The organism is Bacteroides sp. 1001136B_160425_E2 (assembly GCF_015559655.1).
Taxonomy (GTDB): domain Bacteria; phylum Bacteroidota; class Bacteroidia; order Bacteroidales; family Bacteroidaceae; genus Bacteroides; species Bacteroides luhongzhouii.
Map to the genome: position 1 here is coordinate 207,565 of NZ_JADMQH010000010.1, position 21,433 is coordinate 228,997.

A 21,433-nucleotide genomic window follows, 5' to 3' on the forward strand; every position below is an offset into this window, starting at 1 on the left:
CGGCCGGACTAATCTTTATTTAGGCACGGATGGCATGGCTCCTCGGTGAATTTTGATTAATGAAAACCGTGGAATCCGTGTCATCCGTGCCTGATTTATCCGGGAGCTGTGTCATCTGTCTCCAACTCATCCAGATTGAGCAACCCTTCGGGAAGCTCCACGGTGATGAGTTTTTGTTTCTGATCTATCCCTACGATAAATTCCTCTTGGGCGGGAACGAGTAGTTCCTCTTCTTCTTCTCTTTCAACCACAAAAAGGGTGTTTACCGTAGTGGTATCTATATCTATCACTTCTCCCAGAGGTCCGTGATGAATGTCTTCCATTTGGAAACCGATAAAGAAGTTCCAGGACAATTCACCGTCTTCCGCTTCTTCCACGTGCTTTACGGGGAAGTAAACTTCGATGTTGGTGAACATTCGGGCACGTTCGGCGGTGTCTATCCCTTCCAGTTTTACCAAAGCGGTGGAGTCGGAACGGAAACGGTACTCTTCGATGAAGAAGGGCACGAAAATACCGTCGAGCAGGCATATCAGGTAATCGCAGTCCACACGGTCGAAAATGTCGTCGGTAAACGTAAACTGCAATTCGCCGTGAATGCCATGCGGCTTATTGAATAATCCTATCTTATATACTTCTTCTTTCTTTATCATATTCGGGTGATTCTGGCTCCGATAGCGTTCAGACGTCCTTCGATGTTCTGATAGCCACGGTCTATCTGTTCGATGTTACTAATGGTACTGGTTCCTTCGGCGCTCATGGCGGCAATCAGGAGGGCGATACCGGCACGTATGTCCGGTGAAGTCAGGCGGGCACCGCGCAGCTTGAAGCCATGATTGTGTCCGATGACTACGGCACGGTGAGGGTCGCAAAGGATAATCTGTGCACCCATATCGATCAGCTTGTCCACAAAGAACAGGCGGCTTTCGAACATCTTCTGATGGATCAGTACGCTGCCTTTGGCTTGTGTGGCTACAACGAGCATCACACTAAGCAAGTCGGGAGTCAGTCCCGGCCAGGTGGCGTCGGCTATCGTCATGATGGAGCCGTCGATGAATGATTCTATCTGGTAAGTTTCCTGTGCGGGAACATAAATATCATCTCCTCTCTGTTCGAGCTTGATGCCCAGGCGGCGGAAGCTCTCGGGGATGATTCCAAGGTTCTCGTAAGAAACGTTCTTGATGGTGATTTCGCTTTTTGTCATGGCTGCCATACCGATAAAACTGCCGACTTCAATCATATCGGGCAGTACGGTGTGTTGTGTACCATGCAATTCTTCCACGCCTTCAATAGTAAGCAGGTTGGATGCAATTCCGCTGATTTTTGCTCCCATCCGGTTGAGCAACCGGCAGAGTTGTTGCAGGTAAGGTTCGCAGGCCGCGTTATAGATGGTAGTAGTGCCTTTGGCAAGCACGGCAGCCATTACGATATTGGCTGTTCCGGTGACGGACGCTTCGTCCAGCAGCATATAGCTTCCTTGGAGTCTGTCGGCTGTTATTTCATAAATGCCCCGTCCTTCATCATAACGGAAGTCCGCTCCTAAATTCTGAATACCTACAAAGTGAGTGTCCAAACGGCGGCGGCCGATTTTATCTCCTCCCGGCTTGGATATCAATGCTTTGCCGAAACGTGCCACCATAGGGCCAATCAGCATAACAGAGCCTCGCAGACTGGAACATTTCTTTAAAAATTCATCGCTTTCCAGATAAGCCAAGTCTACATTCTCTGCTTTAAAACTATAAGAATCAATGCCTTTCTTTGCAACCGTCACTCCCATCTCGCGCAAGAGCTGAATCAAGTTGTTGACATCAAGAATGTCGGGAATATTGTTCACTGTGACTTCCTCTGCGGTTAGCAACGTGGCACAGATTATCTGCAAAACTTCGTTTTTAGCTCCTTGCGGGTGAATTTCTCCGCAAAGCCGATGTCCTCCTTCGATTACAAATGAAGCCATTAATTTAAAGTATTAAGTAAATATCAAGTATAATTCAAGTATTAAGTTTTAACCGCACGCTAGTATCTTCTCTTATTGTTCTGACGATTATTGGTATAGTTCGTCTTCGGACGATAATTCTGGTTCAGGCGTTCTGCCATCAGCCGGACGATATCGTCAGTCATTTGGAGTTCCCCGTTGGAGAGTTCATACAGGTCTTCGGCGATCTTTTTGTCGTCCACTGTATCTTTGTTCCATGCCAGGTAGTCCTTTTTCATGTGGTTGCAGATGAGGGCTATCAGATTTCTCTTTTCGTTTCCTTCGGGAAATTCGATTGCTTTCTTTATCAGCACTTCCAGTGTGCGTCCGTAGTGGCGATAACGCATACGGGCAGTGGAGTAGGGGATCGGATCCGGACGAGTCACCAGGTTGTCCTTACGGATGATTTCATACGGGTAGTCAATATCCAGCTCAAAACCGGACATGATAGCCAAGTGATCCCAAAGCTTGTGCTTGAAGTCGGGTACATCACGCAAATGGGGGAACATATTTCCCATAATGTTGATGATGGTGTTAGCACAACGCTGACGTTCTGCACGATCCTGAATGGTCAACGCATAATCTACCATGTTCTGGATGCTACGCCCATATTCGGGAAGCGGCATTCTTTTTTGTTGAGTATTGTATTGCATTTATTTAATTGAAAGTTTAAAATTAAAAATTAAAGACTTGACTGGTGGGCTGTTGATAATGAAATTTATTATCTATCACCTATCATTTATCACCTGTCATCTAGTTAAAGAAGTTTTTTCGGCATGGAAGCAACGAATTCTTTCAGGTAGAAAGGTTCGAAGTAAGCCACGTCTTTATAATCTTCGTCGGCTATTGCTTTTTCTGCCAGCGGGAACATCATTTTAGCCAACGGATGAATATTGTCGATAAAATGTGCGTTCGGATGCGTGATCTGTTCGCGGCATTTGTCGGCCCCGTTTCCAAAGAAATAAACCGGTTGCTCGTTCAGAAACTCCAAGTAAGAGTTTTCGTCTACAATGTCGGCTGCTACTGCACGTTTTACCTGAAGTCTGCGATCATAAACGGCTGCGTATACTTCCATGCGGCGGGCGTCGATCATCGGACAAAGCAAAGCGTCTTCGGGCAAGTCGTGATACAATAATACTGGAACAGTTAATACTTCCAGCGTAGGGATACCGATCAATGGGACGTTACGTCCGTAACAAACTCCTTTCGCCATAGAAACCCCGATTCGGAGTCCGGTGTAAGAACCCGGCCCGCAACTCACTGCGACTGCATCCAAAGGGATGGCATGACTGTCTATGAAAGACAACGCTTCATCTACAAAAACTCCTAAAGACACGGCGTGTGAAGGGCCTTTCAAGTCTTCTTTCACAAAAATCGTCTGTCCGTCTTGACTGGCCGCTACCGAGCAAACAGAGGTAGAGGTTTCAATATTCAGTATACACGACATAAAAATCAGCTTATTAAATTGTCGCAAATTTACATGATTATTTCCAATTCTTAAAATATTCGTGTACTTTTGCACAAAACTTTAAGGTTATGATACAGTCTATGACAGGATACGGTAAAGCTACGGCCGAACTTCCTGATAAAAAAATAAATGTAGAAATCAAGTCGCTCAACAGCAAGGCAATGGATTTATCCACTCGCATCGCTCCGGCGTATCGTGAAAAAGAGATTGAAATCCGTAATGAGATTTCTAAAGTCCTGGAACGTGGAAAGGTCGATTTCAGCCTGTGGATTGAGAAGAAAGAGGCGGCAGAAAATGCGACTCCTATCAATCAAGTATTGGTGGAAGGTTACTACAAACAGATTTTGGCAATCTCGCAGAATCTTGGTATTCCTGTTCCCGCTGACTGGTTTCAGACATTGCTCCGTATGCCGGATGTGATGACTAAAACGGAAATCCAGGAACTGAGCGAAGAGGAATGGAAAATGGTGCATGCCACTGTGCTTGATGCTATCAGTCATCTGGTAGATTTCCGCAAACAGGAAGGTGCCGCACTGGAAAAGAAGTTCCGTGAGAAGATCGCTAATATCTCAAGCTTGCTCGAGAAGATCGTTCCTTACGAAAAAGAACGTGTGGAAAAAGTGAAAGAACGCATTACGGATGCTCTCGAAAAGACATTAAGTGTGGATTATGACAAGAACCGCCTGGAGCAGGAATTGATTTATTACATTGAGAAACTGGATGTCAATGAAGAAAAACAACGTCTTAGCAACCATCTGAAATATTTCATCAGCACAATGGAAAGCGGTAATGGACAAGGTAAGAAACTTGGTTTTATCGCCCAGGAAATGGGGCGGGAAATCAATACGTTAGGTAGCAAGTCCAATCATGCTGAAATGCAGAAAATCGTTGTTCAGATGAAAGATGAGTTGGAGCAGATTAAAGAACAGGTATTGAACGTGATGTAATTTACTTGCGTATTTATTTGCGATCAGACAACCTTAATGTTAAATAAACTTTAATAATGATCGGTAAACTAATTATTTTCTCTGCCCCGTCAGGTTCGGGCAAATCTACTATTATCAATTATCTGCTGACGCAGAATTTGAATCTTGCGTTTTCTATTTCTGCTACCAGTCGTCCTCCGCGCGGTACGGAGCAGCATGGAGTGGAATATTTCTTTCTTACACCGGAAGAATTCCGTTGTCGTATTGAGAACAATGAATTTTTGGAGTATGAGGAGGTATATAAGGACCGTTATTACGGAACGTTGAAGGCACAAGTGGAAAAGCAACTGGAAGCAGGTCAGAATGTAGTGTTTGACGTTGATGTGGTAGGGGGATGTAATATCAAGAAGTTTTATGGTGACCGTGCGTTGTCAGTGTTCATTCAACCGCCTTCGGTGGAAGAATTGCGTTGCCGGTTGGAAGGGCGCGGAACGGATGCTCCGGAAATCATTGAAAGTCGTATTGCTAAGGCGGAATATGAATTGGGGTTTGCTCCGCAATTCGATTGCGTGATTGTCAATGACGATTTGGAAGTTGCGAAGGCAGAAGCGTTGAAAGTCATCAAAGAGTTTCTGAACTCATAGTTTGGAATAAAGGTAGATGTTTGTATTAATCTTGACATATAAAGCACCTTTTTAGCTTCCGGTCCGCAAGTTCCTCGGAAGGGAGGGATTATACTTTGTCAGGCGAAAAGCAAGATGGAGGTAGAGAATATAGTGAAAGAGGATCCTTTCAATGCGATTGCTGATTATCAGATAATAGAATTTGAGGTAAATAAGGCAGTGGAGAAGTTTCAAGAATTATTAGATAAATAACTATTTATTATAACAGAGCGGGTGGTACAACTGAAAAAACAGAAAACCGGAATCTTCAGCGGGTCATTCAATCCGATTCATATCGGGCATCTCGCTTTAGCCAATTACCTTTGTGAGTATGAAGGGCTGGATGAAATCTGGTTTATGGTAAGTCCGCAGAATCCCTTAAAAACGAAGGCAGAGTTATGGAGTGACGAGCTTCGTCTTAAATTAGTGGAGTTATCTATCAGTGATTATCCTCGTTTTCGAGCTTCGGACTTTGAATTTCATTTGCCCCGTCCTTCGTATAGCGTATATACACTGGAGAAACTTCGTGAAGCGTATCCCGACCGGGAATTTTATTTCATTATCGGTTCCGATAATTGGGAACGTTTTGGACGTTGGCATCAGTCCGAACGCATCATTAAAGAGAATCAGCTCCTCATTTATCCTCGTCCCGGCTTTCCGGTAAAAGAAGAGGAATTGCCGGAAACCGTGCGTCTTGTTCATTCCCCTGTTTTTGAAATCAGTTCCACTTTTATTCGGGAAGCCTTGAATGCAGGGAAAGATATTCGTTACTTTCTACATCCGAGGGCTTGGGAGGCCATCAAGAAAGATAATATACGTCTTTGAATATATTAAAATACGTGTCCGGCAGAATATAACGGATAATTTGTCAGCCACTCTTGTTCCCGATAATCTGACATGGAAAAACGAATGCTATGCAGTCCCGGATTCTTTTCAACAAAAGAGCGCAGACTTTTCGACTGTAAATTTTCTTCTGCTTTCATTTCGACCGGAATAATACGGATTTCTTTTATTATCAGCTACTTATAGGTACGAATGTAAGCAATAAAAAGGATAATAATAAAAAATCGTATCAAAAAAGCGTATGATGCTATTTCTGTTTTTTATTGTACCAAGTTACGATACCTTACTCCGTCAATCGATGAAGAGTAATGACGATGATTTCTGCCGGAGCACCGACACGAATCGGTAACTTTGAAGTTCCTATTCCGTTTGTTATAATCAAAGGAATTTTTGCTGTATTATATGCCAGTCCGGTGATAAAACGATTGCCGTAGTGTGAGTTCAGTGCCGGGGCGACTCCGAATACACGGACTTGTCCGCCGTGAGTATGTCCTGCGAGAGCAAGGTCTGTATTGGCTATTGAAACGTCTTCTATATAATCCGGAGTATGAACCAGTAAGATGACAAAATCCTTGGGAGAGAGGGCCAAAGTGGGTGATACTCCGTTGTGCCCCAGATCAAAAGGATTGCGTACTCCGGCGATAATAATTTGCTGGCCGTCTTTGCGAAGCGTATCCACTTCATGTTCTAACGGACGCATTCCATAATGTTTCATTGTGTTCACGATGTCGTCGTGGCAACGTTCATAGTCGTTATTACCCATCACTCCATACGTTCCCATCGGTGTCTTTACACGTGCTAGTGCGGAAAACAAAGGTTCTACATATTCGCAACCTTCCTGATAATCACCACCCATCAAAAGAACATCTGCTTTTTGGGCAATCAATAGACGGACAAGGTCGTTCAATCCTTTCTCTTTCAGCAGGCTTTTGTAATGTAAATCGGAAATGAAAGCGATGCGGAAACCTTCAAAAGCTTCGGGGACATCGCGGTGGGTGAAGTCATATTTTACTACACGGTCCACTCCTGTATAAACAGATGATACATCTACGCTGGAAGAGGTTATTTGGGTTCCACGGAGCACTCGGTCGGATTCGTACGTGCCGGTATCAGTCTCCTTTTTCCTTGTATGTTGCTTTTTGTTTTTAGAAACATCCAGTTCTTTGAGTTTCGAGTGATTGGGAACGAACAATCCGGCAATGGCGTTAGTCGTATCCGGATAAATGGAATCAGTATGTAAGACAGGGTGCGGCAAGGTAGCCACCATATTCTTTTTCGACTTACAGGAAACAAGCAAAAGCAATGTCAACAGGATAACAGGGTAGATTGTTTTCTTCGTCAGTGGATAAATAGTTTTTTTCATCAATAGGGTATTTATTCTTTTCATCACAGGAGCATTTATTTTCTTCATCTTCTCTTAGTTTGAAGTTTTCCGGGGTGCAAAGATACGAAAAATCATGTATCTTTGTCCGTCAAAACTCTTTATAATATATTAAAGTATGGAAGAAGTAAATCGTAACTCGCTGCAAGCATGGATATTAGCTGCACGTCCCAAAACTCTTACAGGAGCCATTACCCCTGTCTTGATAGGTACAGCTCTCGCTGCAATGGACGGATATTTTCACTGGTTGCCGGCGCTGATCTGTTGCCTGTTCGCAAGTCTGATGCAAATTGCCGCTAATTTCATCAATGACCTTTTCGACTTCCTCAAAGGGACAGACCGGGAAGACCGCCTGGGGCCCGAACGTGCTTGTGCACAGGGATGGATTTCTCCGCAAGCGATGAAAACCGGGATTATTATTACGGTTGCTCTTGCCTGTCTTATCGGTTGCACATTACTTTTCTTTGCCGGATGGGAACTGATTATCGTGGGAGTGCTTTGTGTATTATTTGCCTTTCTTTATACCACCGGTCCTTATCCTCTTTCTTACAACGGTTGGGGAGATGTACTGGTGATTGTTTTTTTCGGATTTGTGCCTGTAGGCGGAACATATTACGTGCAAGCGTTAACATGGACGCCGGATGTCACTATCGCCTCTCTGATTTGTGGACTATTGATTGATACGCTACTGGTAGTCAATAACTACCGTGACCGGGAAGCGGATGCGCGCAGTGGAAAAAGAACAGTGGTCGTTCGTTTCGGTGAGAAGTTCGGCCGCTATTTTTATTTGATGCTGGGTGTTACAGCTTCTCTTCTCTGCCTGTGTTTCCTTCGTGAAGGTCATTTTTTAGCCGCTCTTCTTCCGCAACTCTATTTGATTCCTCATTTCCTCACATGGAAACGGATGGTGAAAATACGTAGTGGTAAAAAACTAAACAGCATATTAGGCGAGACTTCGCGTAATATGCTGTTTATGGGTATTCTTATTGCAATAGGAATGTTGATAAATTGAGAATCATTTTCCATACATCTTTTCGTAGTAACCCTGATAATCTCCGCTGGTAACTTCTTCCACCCAAGCTTGGTTAGCCAAGTACCATTCGATTGTCTTTACGATACCGACTTCGAATTTTGTTTCGGGATACCATCCTAAAGCATTTGTAATCTTTGTAGGATCGATGGCGTAACGTTGGTCATGTCCCAGACGGTCTTTAACGAATGTAATCAGATCTTCATTGATCCAGTCGATCGAAATATTTCCGTTTTCGTCTTTCACCTTCTTTTTGAGAACCTGGCGATATTCGGGCTTCTCTGCCATCAGACGGTGAATAGTTGAAATAGTCAGTTTTACGATTTCGAGGTTTGTCTTTTCATTATGTCCGCCAACGTTGTACACTTCTCCGTCTTTTCCTTCACGTACGACGAGGTCAATCGCTTTGCAGTGATCTTCTACATAAAGCCAGTCGCGTACATTGCTGCCGTCACCGTAGACAGGGAGATGTTTTCCTTCGAGGATATTCTTGATAATCAACGGAATCAATTTCTCCGGGAAGTGATACGGACCATAGTTGTTTGAGCAGCGGGTAATTGTTACCGGCATTTTATAAGTATCATGGTAAGCCATCACTACCATGTCTGCGCTAGTCTTAGAGGCACTGTACGGGCTGTGAGGACAAAGCGGGGTTGTTTCTGTGAAATACCCTTCGGCTCCCAGTGAACCATACACTTCGTCGGTGGATACCTGATGATAGCGTACACCTTTTCTCCAGGTAGGGTATCCTTGTTCATCTTTTCCCATTACCCATGCGCGGCGTGCACAATCCAATAAGTTCTGTGTTCCGAGAATGTTGGTAATCAGAAACAGTTGCGGATTTTCAATGCTGCGGTCAACGTGACTCTCGGCAGCGAAATTCACCACATAATCAAAACGATACTCAGCAAAAAGACCGTCTACCACATCCCGGCTACAAATGTCTCCTTTGATAAAGACGCAGCGTTCGTTGTCGATGTCTTTGGCAATCGTTCCTAAGTTACCTGCATACGTCAAAGCATCCAATATCACGACTTTGATGTCGTTATGTTTGGCCAAGATGTATTTAATGTAATTTGCCCCGATAAATCCTGCGGCACCGGTCACTAGATAAGTTTTCATATTTTATTCTATTATGTTGATTTTAGGATTGTTTTGCCAATTCGATGAGATACTTTCCATACTCGGTCTTTTCGAGTTGTTGACCTAACAGAAGCAATTGCTCCGTCGGAATCCATCCCTGACGCCAGGCGATTTCTTCAATACAACTGACGTAGAAACCTTGCCGGTTCTGAATAGTAGCCACGAAGTTGGAAGCTTCCAACAGGCTGTCGCAGTTACCTGTATCCAGCCATGCGAATCCACGTCCGAAGAGTTCCACTTTCAATGTGCCTTCTTCCAGATACAGGCGATTCAAGTCTGTTATCTCATATTCTCCACGTGCTGAAGGACGAAGAGCTGCCGCTTTTTCCGTCACACTGGCATCATAGAAATAGAGTCCGGGAACAGCGTAATTACTTTTCGGCACTTCCGGTTTTTCTTCTAGTGAAATAACTTTCCCTTGTTCGTTAAATTCCACTACACCGTATGCGCGCGGGTCTTTTACATAGTAACCGAAGATGCAGGCGCCTTTTTCTATATTGGCAGCCCGGCGGAGCATGGCAGAAAAGCCTTGTCCGTAAAACATATTATCCCCAAGAATCAGACAGCCCGGTCCACCGTTCAGGAAATCGGCTCCCAATACGAAAGCCTGTGCCAGTCCGTTAGGTTGTTCCTGTATTTTGTAGGAGAAAGACATACCCAGCTCTTCACCCGTTCCCAGCAAGTCCCGGAACATAGGCAAGTCACGTGGAGTCGAAATAATCAACACTTCGCGTATTCCTGCCAACATCAGTGTTGACAATGGATAATAAATCATCGGCTTGTCATACACAGGCATGATTTGTTTGGAAATCGCTTTGGAAAGCGGATAAAGTCGGGTGGCACTACCACCGGCCAGAATAATTCCTTTCATGTTCGTCTGAGTTATTCATTAACAGTGTGCAAAGGTCGGAAAGAATTCCGACGTGGCAAAATTTTAAAATAATTTTTCAATCAGGCGGGGACATTTATTTTATTTGTCCGCCAGTTCAATAACTTCCAAGTCCTGGAACGCCCCTTGATTGATAACAAAACGTACCAAGGTCCGCACCTTATGGAAACCGGACATACCTGCAGCTCCTGGGTTAATATGCAGCATATCCAGCGTTTTATCATACTTCACCTTTAATATATGCGAATGTCCGCTGATGAAAAGCTTGGGCGGTCGCGTCATCAGACTACCGATAATGGAAGGATCGTACTTTCCCGGATAACCGCCGATATGTTTAATCAGTACTTCTGCACCATCCACCGTGAAACGGTTTATTTGTGGATACAGTTTTCTGATTTCCTGTCCGTCAATGTTTCCGTATACCGCCCGGAATGGACGGAATGCGGCTAACTTTTCCGCTACTTCCAGCGAACCGATGTCTCCGGCATGCCAGATTTCGTCGCACGGTTCAAAATATTCCAGATATTTCTCATCCCAGTAAGCGTGAGTATCAGATAATAATCCAATTCTTGTCATAAAATTCTTTGTTTAATCCCACAAAGATACTATATTTGGAAAAATCTTAAAGCACATGGAAAGCAAATATAATTATTTCAAGCGAGATATTAGTTGGCTCTCGTTCAATTACCGCGTATTGTTGGAGGCTCTGGACGAGCGTCTGCCGCTTTACGAACGTATCAACTTCATCTCTATCTACTCTTCCAACCTCGAAGAATTTTACAAAATCCGTGTAGCCGACCATAAAGCTGTTGCTTCCGGCGCTACGGAAAGCGATGAAGAAACCGTACAGTCAGCCCGCGAACTGGTAGAGGAAATAAATAAAGAAGTCACCCGCCAGCTGGATGACCGTGTACGTATCTATGAACAGAAATTATTGCCTGCCCTGCGCAAAAACCATATCATCTTTTATCAGGACAGCCATGTAGAACCGTTCCACCAACAGTTTATCAAAGACTTTTTCCGGGAGGAAATCTTTCCCTATCTGCAGCCTGTGCCTGTATCCAAAGATAAAATTGTCTCCTTCCTGCGGGATAACCGCCTTTACCTGGCAATACGAGTTTATCCCAAGAAAGAAGGCAAAGAAGGAAGTGAAGAAAGAGAAAGAAAAGAAGGAAATACAAATCTAACAGAATCCCGGCATCCTCTTTACTTCGTGATGAAGCAACCCTACGCCAAAGTACCCCGTTTCATCGAACTTCCGTCTCGCGAGAAGAATCATTATCTGATGTTTACCGAAGACATTATCAAGGCAAACCTCAATCTGATTTTCCCCGGCTATGACGTTGACTCCAGCTACTGCATCAAAATTTCCCGTGACGCTGACATACTGATTGACGACACCGGCAGCAGTGCCGACCTCGTTGCTCAACTTAAGAAGAAAGTGAAGAAACGTAAGATCGGTGACGTCTGTCGTTTCGTCTATGACCGTGGTATGCCCCACGACTTCCTGGACTTTTTGGTAGATGCCTTCCACATTCAGCGTGACGAACTTGTTCCTGGTGACAAGCACCTGAATCTTGAAGATCTGTGCCATCTTCCCAACCCGAACAAATCTCTTCACAGCCTCGAAAAACCGAAGCCGATGAAGCTGACCGTCCTCGATGAGAAAGAATCCATTTTCAATTACGTCGCCAAAAAGGACCTATTATTATATTACCCTTATCACTCTTTCGAGCACTTTATCCACTTCCTATATGAAGCCGTGCACAACCCGGAAACCCGCGAAATTATGGTAACTCAATACCGCGTAGCGGAAAACTCCGCCGTCATCAACACTCTGATAGCCGCCGCCCAAAACGGCAAGAAAGTCACCGTCTTTGTGGAACTGAAAGCCCGCTTTGATGAAGAAAACAACCTTGCCACCGCCGAAATGATGCAAGCCGCCGGTATCAAGATAATCTACAGCATCCCTGGTTTGAAAGTGCACGCCAAAGTAGCTCTGATCCGTCGTCGCGGATTAAACGGTGAGAAAATCCCCAGCTACGCCTACATCAGCACCGGCAACTTTAATGAAAAAACCGCCACCCTTTACGCCGATTGCGGTCTTTTCACCTGTCGCAAAGAAATAGTGGCCGACCTCTATAACCTCTTCCGTACCCTGCAGGGGAAAGCAGACCCGAAGTTCACCACCCTTTTGGTAGCCCGTTTCAACCTCATCCCCGAATTGAACCGCCTGATCGACCGCGAAATATCCCTCGCAGACGAAGGCAAGCAAGGACGTATCATCCTAAAAATGAACGCCCTCCAAGACCCTACCATGATAGACCGCCTCTATGAAGCCTCCGAACACGGTGTACAAATCGACCTTATTGTCCGTGGCATCTGTTGTCTCATCCCCGGACAGTCATACAGTCGTAATATTCGTGTCACCCGTATTGTGGACAGCTTCCTCGAACATGCCCGCATCTGGTACTTCGGTAACGACGGTACCCCAAAAGTATTCATGGGCTCTCCTGACTGGATGCGTCGTAACCTCTACCGCCGCATCGAAGCCATCACCCCCATTCTTGCCCCCGACCTGCGTGACAGCTTGATCGAAATGCTCGACATCCAACTCGCCGACAACCAAAAAGCCTGCTGGGTGGATGATAAGCTGCAAAACATATTCAAAAAAAGAACACCCGGCACACCTGCCGTTCGAGCCCAGTACACCTTCTACGACTGGCTAAACAAAAATGACAACTAACATAAAATCTTAAGGGTGTGCATAATGCCCAAATTGAAAGATTTACCACTGCCACACATTGAACTGCCCCTAAAAAAAAATTAGACACAAAACTTTAGAAATATAGTCCAATATTTGGCAGTGGTATCTTTCAAAAAAACTGCTTTGACACCCCCTCAACAAATCATTGCAACCATACCGCAACCACTCCCTTCCACTAACCCCATCGTAACATATATCCCGCAAAAACTTGCATGTGACAGGGCTCTCTCCGGCCTACTTTTTTCTCCGTCAAGCGAGTGCCCGTAACGTAGCGTCAAGAAGGGCAGATTGTTTGAGCGTAGCGAGTTTCTGCCCTTTAGCGAAGTGCAGGAAGCGAGTAGGAGAAAAAAGTCAGCCTTGAATTTTTCTTTGCTTCTTTCTTTTGTTTCAAGACAAAAGAAAGACGATTGTAATACAATTGTAATATGTATGACACCTCCCTGCAACGTCAAATCCCGTCCTTTGCAACTGGAAACAACATACACATATTATTTATGGAGACTATTTATTTATGCATTATCATCTTCCTCTTCGTCCTTGCCGTCTTCGATTTGATAGTCGGAGTCAGTAATGACGCAGTCAACTTCTTAAACTCGGCGGTAGGCGCCAAGGCCGCTTCGTTTAAAACCATTCTTTTCATAGCCGGTATCGGCATATTTATTGGCGCCTCCCTATCCAATGGCATGATGGACATAGCCCGGCACGGTATCTACCAGCCCGAACACTTCTACTTCGCCGAAATCATGTGCATCCTGTTAGCCGTCATGCTGACCGACGTAGTATTGCTGGACGTATTCAACTCCATGGGTATGCCCACTTCCACTACCGTTTCACTAGTCTTCGAACTACTCGGAGGAACCTTCGCCCTCTCACTTATCAAAGTACATAATAGCGATACCCTCGGTTTGGGCGACCTCATAAACACCGACAAAGCCCTTTCCGTCATTATGGCCATTTTCGTATCCGTCGCCATCGCTTTCTTTTTTGGAATGGTCGTACAATGGCTGGCCCGTGTGATATTCACTTTCAACTATACGAAAAAGATGAAATACAGCATTGCCCTCTTCGGAGGTGTAGCCGCTACCGCCATCATCTATTTCATGCTTATCAAAGGACTGAAAGACAGTTCTTTCATGACACCCGAAAACAAACACTGGATACAAGACAATACACTGATGTTAATCACCGTTTTTTTTGTATTCTTCACCATACTGATGCAAATCCTTCACTGGCTGAAAATCAACGTTTTCAAAGTAGTTGTATTGATGGGCACCTTCGCTCTCGCTCTCGCTTTTGCTGGTAATGACCTTGTCAACTTCATCGGTGTTCCTCTCGCAGGCTTCTCCTCTTTTATGGACTATACCGCCAACGGAGGAGGAAATCCGAATGGCTTCCTGATGACTTCCCTGCTGGGACCTGCCAAAACCCCGTGGTATTTTCTGATCGGAGCCGGAGCCATTATGGTCTATGCCCTTTGCACTTCTAAAAAGGCACACGCCGTAATTAAAACATCTGTCGACCTTTCCCGTCAAGATGAAGGAGAAGAAACATTCGGAAGTACCCCGATTGCCCGTACAGTAGTCCGCATCAGTATGACACTTGCCAACGGAATCTCCCGTATCATGCCGAGTGGCAGCAAAGAATGGTTTGATTCCCGCTTCCGCAAAGACGAAGCTATCATTGCCGACGGAGCAGCTTTCGACCTTGTCCGCGCTTCTGTCAACCTGGTATTAGCTGGTCTGCTTATCGCTTTGGGAACCTCCCTGAAACTTCCTCTTTCTACCACCTACGTAACCTTCATGGTAGCTATGGGCACCTCCTTGGCCGACCGTGCCTGGGGACGTGATTCTGCCGTTTATCGTATCACCGGCGTATTAAGCGTCATCGGTGGCTGGTTCATCACTGCCGGGGCTGCCTTCACCATCTGTTTCTTCGTAGCCCTCGTACTTCATTATGGAGGAAATATCTCTATCATCGCACTCATCGGTATAGCTGTATTTATCCTGATCCGTAGCCAAGTGATGTACAAGAAACGCAAAGCGAAAGAACAGGGTAACGAAACTCTGAAGCAACTTATGCAAGCCACAGACAGCACTGAAGCTTTGCAACTGATGCGTAAGCACACCCGTGAAGAACTTTCCAAAGTGCTGGAATATGCAGAAACAAACTTCGAACTGACTGTTACTTCCTTCCTTCACGAAAACCTTCGAGGACTGCGTCGTGCTATGGGGTCTACTAAATTTGAGAAACAGCTCGTCAAACAGATGAAACGTTCGGGCACCGTAGCCATGTGCCGCCTCGACAACAACACCGTACTCGAAAAGGGACTTTATTACTATCAAGGCAACGACTTTGCCAGCGAACTGGTTTACAGCATTTCTCGTCTTTGCGAACCTTGTCTGGAACATACCGACAACAATTTCAATCCATTGGATGCCATTCAGAAAGGTGAATTTAGTGATGTTGCCGAAGATATTACATATCTGATTCAGCAGTGCCGTAAGAAGATGGAAAACAATGAGTATAACAATCTGGAAGAAGAAATCCGTCGTGCCAACGACCTCAACGGACAGCTTTCGCTATTGAAACGTAAGGAGTTGCAACGTATTCAAAGCCAATCAGGAAGCATCCGGGTTAGCATGGTATATCTCACGATGGTTCAGGAAGCGCAGAACGTAGTCACTTACACCATCAACTTAATGAAAGTAAGCCGTAAATTCCAGCTGGAAGCTGAAATGCCATAAAGTCGAGAAACGATGAACGTGCTTCACTGAAAAAAGACGAATTATAATCCGGAAGGAAAGGACTGTTTGATAATCCCTGTTTACATAAGTGAGGGTACGTCAAACAGTCTTTTCTTTTTAGAAGATAGTATTCGGATAGTTCTTTTGAATCTGTTTGAAGTCGGTTTTACCTTGAAAGGATATAAAGTAAAGAAGCGGTGATAGTAACTGAGTCGTAATCAAACTTCCTTTTCATAGGGATTAAACTTGCTTATCCTGGCAGGAAAACGTATCTTTGTTGGTAAGAAAACTATAACCGCAAGTTCTGGTTTTAGTTTGCCCTAAGAGAAAAAGAACTTTTCTTCTAGGAGAGAACAAGTTTTCTACCTATAGCAAGTAAGTTTTCTATTTTTTGTGATAAAATAAGAAGGCACGGGAATGAAAGATTTCCTGTGCCTTCTCTTATTATTTGATACCTTTATGGTATTGTTATGCGTTCAAAGCCTGTTCGATATCAGCTATGATATCATCCGCATTTTCGATACCTACCGATAGACGGATCAAGTCCGGACGTACACCGGCTTCCATTAGTTGCTCATCCGTCAACTGGCGGTGAGTATGGCTTGCCGGATGGAGCACGCAACTACGTGCGTCAGCTACGTGAGTAACGATAGCGATGAATTCCAGTGAATCCATAAACTTGATAGATACATCACGTCCGCCTTTCAGCCCGAAGGAGATGACCCCGCAAGAACCATTCGGCATATATTTCTGTGCCAGGCTGTAATATTTGTTGTCCGGCAGACCACAATAGTTTACCCAAGCTACTTTCTCATTTTTAGAAAGATATTCGGCCACTTTCTGTGCGTTACGGCAGTGTTGAGGCATGCGCAGGTGCAGTGTCTCAAGTCCCAGGTTCAATAGGAAAGAGTTTTGCGGACTTTGGATGCTGCCGAGGTCACGCATCAGTTGTGCAGTTGCTTTGGTGATATAGGCACCTTTGCCGAATGCTTTCGTGTAAGTCAGTCCGTGGTAAGACTCGTCCGGAGTACAAAGTCCCGGGAATTTTTCAGCATGAGCATCCCAGTCAAAATTGCCGCTATCTACGATACAGCCACCTACGCTTGTAGCGTGTCCGTCCATATATTTGGTAGTAGAATGAACTACGATATCAGCTCCCCATTCAAACGGGCGACAGTTGATGGGAGTCGGGAAGGTGTTGTCAACAATCAAGGGAACCCCGTGACTGTGTGCGATACGTGCGAACTTTTCAATATCCAGCACTTCCAGAGAAGGATTGGAAATTGTTTCACCAAACAAAGCCTTTGTATTCGGTTTGAAAGCAGCAGAAATTTCTTCTTCGCTGGCATCCGGATTAATGAAAGTCACATCAATACCGAGCTTCTTCATCGTCACTCCGAACAGGTTGAACGTACCTCCATAAATGGCGGAAGAGCAGACGAAGTGATCTCCTGCTTGGCAGATATTAAAAATGGCATAGAAGTTGGCTGCCTGACCGCTGGAAGTCAGCATAGCGGCTACACCACCTTCAAGAGCGGCGATTTTAGCAGCAACGGCGTCATTCGTTGGATTTTGCAGGCGGGTATAAAAGTAACCACTGTCTTCCAAATCGAACAGACGGGCCATTTGCTCGCTGGTATCGTATTTGAAAGTTGTACTTTGATAGATGGGCAACACGCGTGGTTCGCCTTTTTTAGGCGTCCATCCTGCCTGTACACACAGGGTTTCCGGTTTGAATTGTTTTGCCATAATGTTATCGGGTTTTAATGTTTTATTTCAAAAAATGTTTTAATGCTGCAAAAGTAGGGAAAATAATTGTATTTTTGCCCTGTTTATGAGTGAAATGATACTCTTGTGAAGGAGATAGTTAATGTAGTTATGAAAAATAAACTCTATATTCTTTTATTCTTAGCTTTTCTTTTTTCGGGCACAACTCTTTGGGCGCAGCAGAAGGCAACTCCGAAGGCGGGTGAGGGTATCTCTTCTTTTCTGTTGAGGCACAACCGTTCTCCGAAGAAGTATTACGACGATTTTATAGAGCTGAATAAGCAGAAGCTGGGAAAGAATAATGTGCTTAAAGTAGGCGTGACTTATGTTATTCCTCCGGTAAAGAAATCGACAACTACTCCTGCCAAGAATATAACTACCGAAAGCACAGGGACAAAGCAATCATCTTCAAAAGCTAAATCGACCAAAATAGGAACCACCATCAACGAACCTCTGTTTGGAAAGCAACTGGCTAATGTGAAAGTTACTTCCAACCGTCTTGCCGGTGCTTGTTTCTATGTGGTCAGCGGACATGGAGGTCCCGATCCGGGAGCTATTGGAAAAGTGGGTAGATACGAACTGCATGAAGATGAATACGCTTATGATATTGCGCTCTGTCTGGCACGTAACCTGATGCAGGAAGGAGCTGAAGTGCATATCATCATTCAAGATGCCAAAGATGGTATTCGTGATGATTCGTATCTGTCGAACAGTAAACGTGAGACTTGTATGGGAGATGCTATTCCTTTGAATCAGGTGCAACGCCTTCAGCAACGTTGCGATAAAATAAATGCCCTTTACCGGAAAGACCGTAAGAATCACTCTTATTGCAGGGCGATTTTTATTCATATCGATAGCCGTAGTAAAGGAAAACAAACGGATGTATTTTTCTATTATTCGAATAAAAAAGGAGACAGCAAACGATTGGCGAATAATATGAAAGATACGTTTGAGTCAAAGTACGATACGCATCAGCCTAATCGGGGTTTTTCCGGCACAGTGAGCGGGCGTAACTTATACGTGCTTTCCCATACTACTCCCGCTTCCGTTTTTGTGGAGTTGGGTAATATCCAAAATACGTTCGATCAGCGTCGGTTGGTGATGAATTCCAATCGTCAGGCACTCGCAAAATGGTTGATGGAAGGCTTCCTGAAAGATTACAAGGAGAAGAAATAACAATTTTGCTTCTCCTTTCGTGAACAAAATAAAAATCTGAATGTTTTATATATGCAAATCGCCTGATGGCTACTTGTAGGTATGTGAATATATATAGGCTAGTGAATATGCCTCCCCGGCATGACAGGAAGATTGCATAGTAGTTTTGTCGTGTTTTATTTTGTGTTTGTGTTGTGACGGTGCTGCGATGTGAATCGGGGTACCGTTTTTTTTGATAAATATGGCGGGTTATTCTGTTTTTTTCTCATTTCATGATATAAATCTCATCAATCCAATGAACAAAATCCGGAAGTGTATGTTATTTATTATGCAAATCGCCTGATAAAGCTTCTTGTGTGTATGCGAATATAGATAAGTCAAGCAAGGTATGCCTCCCCGGCATGACAGGAAGATTGCATAGTAGTTTTGTCGTGTTTTATTTTGTGTTTGTGTTGTGACGGTGCTGCGATGTGAATCGAGGTGCCGTTTTTTTTTGTGCATATAAAAGACTTATTCATATAAAGCGGGCTTACAAAGATTCTAAAGTATATCATAGAATCTATGTAAGCCCGTCTTTGTGAGAGGGTGCTTTGTGCACACCTTATCTGGTTGTTATAAAGGCATATTACCGTGCTTCTTAGGCGGATTTGTCTGCATCTTGTTTTCCGTCATTTCCAGTGCCTGAATCAGACGCTTGCGAGTCTGTCTCGGATAAATGATTTCGTCAATATATCCCAGTTCGGCAGCCTGATAGGGAGTGGCAAACTTCTCTTTGTAAGCTTCTAGCTCTTTGGTTTTTGTTGCTTCGTCAGCTTTACGGAAAAGGATGTTGATTGCTCCGTCTGCACCCATCACTGCAATTTCTGCGCTGGGATATGCGAAGTTCACGTCAGCTCCGGTCTGCTTGGAGTTCATTACGATATAAGCGCCACCGTAAGCTTTGCGGGTAATAACGGTCAGCTTGGGAACAGTAGCTTCTGCGAACGCATAAACTATTTTTGCACCGTGACGGATGATACCGTTGTTTTCCTGTGTATATCCCGGAAGGAACCCCGGAACATCTTCGAATGTAATCAATGGAATATTGAAACAGTCGCAGAAACGGATAAAACGACTTGCTTTGTCGCTGGCGTCGATATCAAGAACACCGGCAAGATAAGCCGGCTGATTGGCTACGATACCTACCGAACGACCTGCCATGCGGGCAAAGCCGATGATGATATTCTTTGCAAAGTTCTGCATGACTTCGAAGAAATAACCGTTGTCTACCACACGTTCGATAATGTCTTTCATATCATACGGAACGTTCGGATCTACCGGAACGATCGTATCCAGAGAAGCGTCTTCGCGGTTGGTTTCGTCAGCGCAAGGTTGTTTCCTGGCTTCATCCATATTATTCTGCGGTAAGAAAGATAGCAGTTCACGGATGCTCATCAACAGTTCTTCTTCGGAGTTGCACATAAAATGCGTCACACCGCTCTTGCTGCTATGCGTCATTGCGCCACCCAGTTCTTCTTTGCTTACTTCTTCATGAATCACGGTTTTTACTACATCCGGACCAGTTACAAACATGTGACTTTTTTCTTTCACCATAAAGATGAAATCGGTAAGGGCGGGAGAGTAGCAAGCGCCTCCGGCACAAGGACCCAGAATGGCCGAAATCTGTGGAATCACACCGCTGGCCATTGTGTTCTGATAGAAAATATCCGCATAACCGGAAAGGCTTTCGATACCTTCCTGAATACGTGCGCCGCCCGAATCATTCAAAGCGATAATCGGGGCACCATTCTTCAACGCAAGTTGTTGTACTTTTACAATCTTTTTGGCATTGGAAGCAGACAGTGAACCGCCATATACGGTAAAGTCATATGCGTAAACAAATACCTGGCGACCGTCCACCTTTCCGTAACCAGAAACGATACCGTCTCCCGGAATTTTGTTTTTATCCATGCCGTAGTTCGTACAACGGTGAACCATTAGCTTGTCCAGTTCAACGAAAGTACCTTTATCGAGCAACATGTCGATACGTTCTCGAGCAGTCATTTTACCGCTTTCGTGTTGCTTCTCTATTTTATCAACGCCTCCACCAAGAGAAGCGATGCGGTCACGTTCCTCGAACGTGGCGTATGCTTTATTCATTTCTTCCATAATGTAATCCGTTCTTATATTATGCAATCGGTTCTAATGTTATTAATGTCTGGTCGCCGGTTATGTTATCACCTTCCTGAACCAGAATTTCTTTAATGCGGCAGTCTGAAGTCACTTTGTAGTTGCTTTGCATCTTCATGGCTTCGATAACGATAGCGGTATCTCCAGCTTTCATTTCCTGACCGGTTACCACAGGTATTTTCACTACTTTGCCCGGCATCGGAGAAATGATACAGTCATTCTGTTCTTCTTCCCCTTTCTTGCGCATACGCAGATATTTCGCTTGGCTGTCCACTATTTCTACATTGAAACTGCTATAATGCGTATTCACTTTATAACTTTTTCCGTTATCACGGCGAATCAGCTGTGCGTTCGAACTGCGTCCATCCATCAAGATGTTGCAAGTGCCGTTTTCTGCCATCACTACGTCTGCTTCAAACGTTTTTCCATCAATGGTGAGCACTACCTTATTATCTTCTTTGTTGACCAGTTCTATTTCGGCCACACGGTTTCCTATATGAATTTCCATAATTGAATTCTC

General features: G+C 44.5%; 18 protein-coding genes and 2 pseudogenes. 8 read left to right on the top strand and 12 right to left on the bottom strand.

All coding sequences use genetic code 11. The features are described from left to right. Window positions 1-95: 95 nt before the first annotated feature. The 4 genes from rimM to tsaB form a co-directional block, all read right to left on the bottom strand. Window positions 96-650: a ribosome maturation factor RimM gene (gene rimM / locus I2I04_RS12085; protein WP_143257951.1), complete on the bottom strand. Its 555-nt coding sequence runs from the start codon at window positions 648-650 to the stop codon at window positions 96-98. Beyond that, window positions 647-1,951 carry a UDP-N-acetylglucosamine 1-carboxyvinyltransferase gene (gene murA / locus I2I04_RS12090; protein ID WP_143257952.1) on the bottom strand — a complete coding sequence of 435 codons (1,305 nt, stop codon included), beginning with the start codon at window positions 1,949-1,951 and terminating at the stop codon, window positions 647-649. Before murA ends, rimM begins: the two co-directional genes overlap by 4 nt. A 59-nt stretch (window positions 1,952-2,010) precedes the next feature. Beyond that, entirely contained in the window at window positions 2,011-2,622 is a 612-nt protein-coding gene (locus I2I04_RS12095) for a DUF4290 domain-containing protein (RefSeq protein ID WP_004316998.1), read from the bottom strand. 104 nt (window positions 2,623-2,726) lie between these two features. Next, window positions 2,727-3,416, bottom strand: a complete 690-nt coding sequence (gene tsaB / locus I2I04_RS12100) for a tRNA (adenosine(37)-N6)-threonylcarbamoyltransferase complex dimerization subunit type 1 TsaB (protein WP_004316997.1) — start codon at window positions 3,414-3,416, stop codon at window positions 2,727-2,729. An 89-nt stretch (window positions 3,417-3,505) separates the two neighbouring features. Between tsaB and I2I04_RS12105 the strand changes: the two genes are divergently transcribed. The 4 genes and pseudogenes from I2I04_RS12105 to nadD all read left to right on the top strand — a co-directional run bounded on the left by I2I04_RS12105 (window position 3,506) and on the right by nadD (window position 5,850). After that, the gene (locus I2I04_RS12105) at window positions 3,506-4,384 is read left to right on the top strand and encodes a YicC/YloC family endoribonuclease (protein ID WP_143257953.1); all 879 of its coding nucleotides are present in this window, start codon (window positions 3,506-3,508) and stop codon (window positions 4,382-4,384) included. 56 nt (window positions 4,385-4,440) lie between these two features. Continuing rightward, complete coding sequence (gmk, locus tag I2I04_RS12110) at window positions 4,441-5,007, top strand: guanylate kinase (RefSeq protein ID WP_143257954.1); 567 nt, start codon at window positions 4,441-4,443, stop codon at window positions 5,005-5,007. Between the two features lie 57 nt (window positions 5,008-5,064). Further along, a pseudogene (locus tag I2I04_RS23245) lies at window positions 5,065-5,238 on the top strand (GTP cyclohydrolase); the annotation flags it as partial. A 30-nt stretch (window positions 5,239-5,268) separates the two neighbouring features. Then, window positions 5,269-5,850 (top strand): nicotinate (nicotinamide) nucleotide adenylyltransferase, encoded by a 582-nt coding sequence (gene nadD / locus I2I04_RS12120; protein WP_229067658.1) that lies wholly within the window; start codon window positions 5,269-5,271, stop codon window positions 5,848-5,850. Between the two features lie 5 nt (window positions 5,851-5,855). Here the strand turns inward: nadD and I2I04_RS12125 are convergent. Together I2I04_RS12125 and I2I04_RS12130 are read right to left on the bottom strand one after the other, a co-directional pair. Next, window positions 5,856-6,044, bottom strand: a pseudogene (locus I2I04_RS12125) (ATPase); the annotation flags it as partial. A 107-nt stretch (window positions 6,045-6,151) separates the two neighbouring features. Continuing rightward, a complete protein-coding gene (locus I2I04_RS12130; protein WP_195655122.1) occupies window positions 6,152-7,231 on the bottom strand; it encodes a metallophosphoesterase in 1,080 nt (359 codons plus the stop codon). Window positions 7,232-7,367: 136 nt separating this feature from the next. Between I2I04_RS12130 and I2I04_RS12135 the strand changes: the two genes are divergently transcribed. Further along, window positions 7,368-8,261, top strand: a complete 894-nt coding sequence (locus tag I2I04_RS12135) for a 1,4-dihydroxy-2-naphthoate polyprenyltransferase (protein WP_195655114.1) — start codon at window positions 7,368-7,370, stop codon at window positions 8,259-8,261. 3 nt (window positions 8,262-8,264) lie between these two features. Here I2I04_RS12135 and rfbB read toward each other — a convergent pair whose 3' ends face one another. The 3 genes from rfbB to I2I04_RS12150 all read right to left on the bottom strand — a co-directional run bounded on the left by rfbB (window position 8,265) and on the right by I2I04_RS12150 (window position 10,887). Continuing rightward, window positions 8,265-9,401 (bottom strand): dTDP-glucose 4,6-dehydratase, encoded by a 1,137-nt coding sequence (gene rfbB / locus I2I04_RS12140; protein WP_008641275.1) that lies wholly within the window; start codon window positions 9,399-9,401, stop codon window positions 8,265-8,267. Between the two features lie 22 nt (window positions 9,402-9,423). Next, window positions 9,424-10,293 (bottom strand): glucose-1-phosphate thymidylyltransferase RfbA, encoded by an 870-nt coding sequence (rfbA, locus tag I2I04_RS12145; protein ID WP_143257957.1) that lies wholly within the window; start codon window positions 10,291-10,293, stop codon window positions 9,424-9,426. A gap of 99 nt (window positions 10,294-10,392) precedes the next feature. After that, window positions 10,393-10,887, bottom strand: a complete 495-nt coding sequence (locus I2I04_RS12150; protein WP_009038686.1) for a metallophosphoesterase family protein — start codon at window positions 10,885-10,887, stop codon at window positions 10,393-10,395. Between the two features lie 55 nt (window positions 10,888-10,942). Here I2I04_RS12150 and I2I04_RS12155 point away from each other — a divergent pair, with 55 nt between their 5' ends. Together I2I04_RS12155 and I2I04_RS12160 are read left to right on the top strand one after the other, a co-directional pair. Beyond that, a complete protein-coding gene (locus tag I2I04_RS12155) occupies window positions 10,943-13,057 on the top strand; it encodes an RNA degradosome polyphosphate kinase (RefSeq protein ID WP_195472543.1) in 2,115 nt (704 codons plus the stop codon). Between the two features lie 515 nt (window positions 13,058-13,572). Beyond that, window positions 13,573-15,822, top strand: coding sequence for an inorganic phosphate transporter (locus tag I2I04_RS12160; protein ID WP_143257960.1), 2,250 nt, complete (start codon window positions 13,573-13,575; stop codon window positions 15,820-15,822). Window positions 15,823-16,290: 468 nt separating this feature from the next. Here the strand turns inward: I2I04_RS12160 and I2I04_RS12165 are convergent, their stop codons facing one another. Further along, on the bottom strand, window positions 16,291-17,571 hold the full coding sequence (locus I2I04_RS12165) for an O-acetylhomoserine aminocarboxypropyltransferase/cysteine synthase family protein (RefSeq protein ID WP_118407743.1): 1,281 nt from the start codon (window positions 17,569-17,571) through the stop codon (window positions 16,291-16,293). 129 nt (window positions 17,572-17,700) lie between these two features. Here I2I04_RS12165 and I2I04_RS12170 point away from each other — a divergent pair, with 129 nt between their 5' ends. Continuing rightward, the gene (locus tag I2I04_RS12170) at window positions 17,701-18,765 is read left to right on the top strand and encodes an N-acetylmuramoyl-L-alanine amidase (protein ID WP_195655115.1); all 1,065 of its coding nucleotides are present in this window, start codon (window positions 17,701-17,703) and stop codon (window positions 18,763-18,765) included. 591 nt (window positions 18,766-19,356) lie between these two features. On the opposite strand, the gene I2I04_RS12175 is transcribed toward I2I04_RS12170, so the two are convergent. Next, complete coding sequence (locus tag I2I04_RS12175) at window positions 19,357-20,892, bottom strand: acyl-CoA carboxylase subunit beta (RefSeq protein ID WP_143257962.1); 1,536 nt, start codon at window positions 20,890-20,892, stop codon at window positions 19,357-19,359. Window positions 20,893-20,911: 19 nt separating this feature from the next. Then, window positions 20,912-21,421 (bottom strand): acetyl-CoA carboxylase biotin carboxyl carrier protein subunit, encoded by a 510-nt coding sequence (locus I2I04_RS12180; protein WP_143257963.1) that lies wholly within the window; start codon window positions 21,419-21,421, stop codon window positions 20,912-20,914. Window positions 21,422-21,433 lie beyond the last annotated feature (12 nt).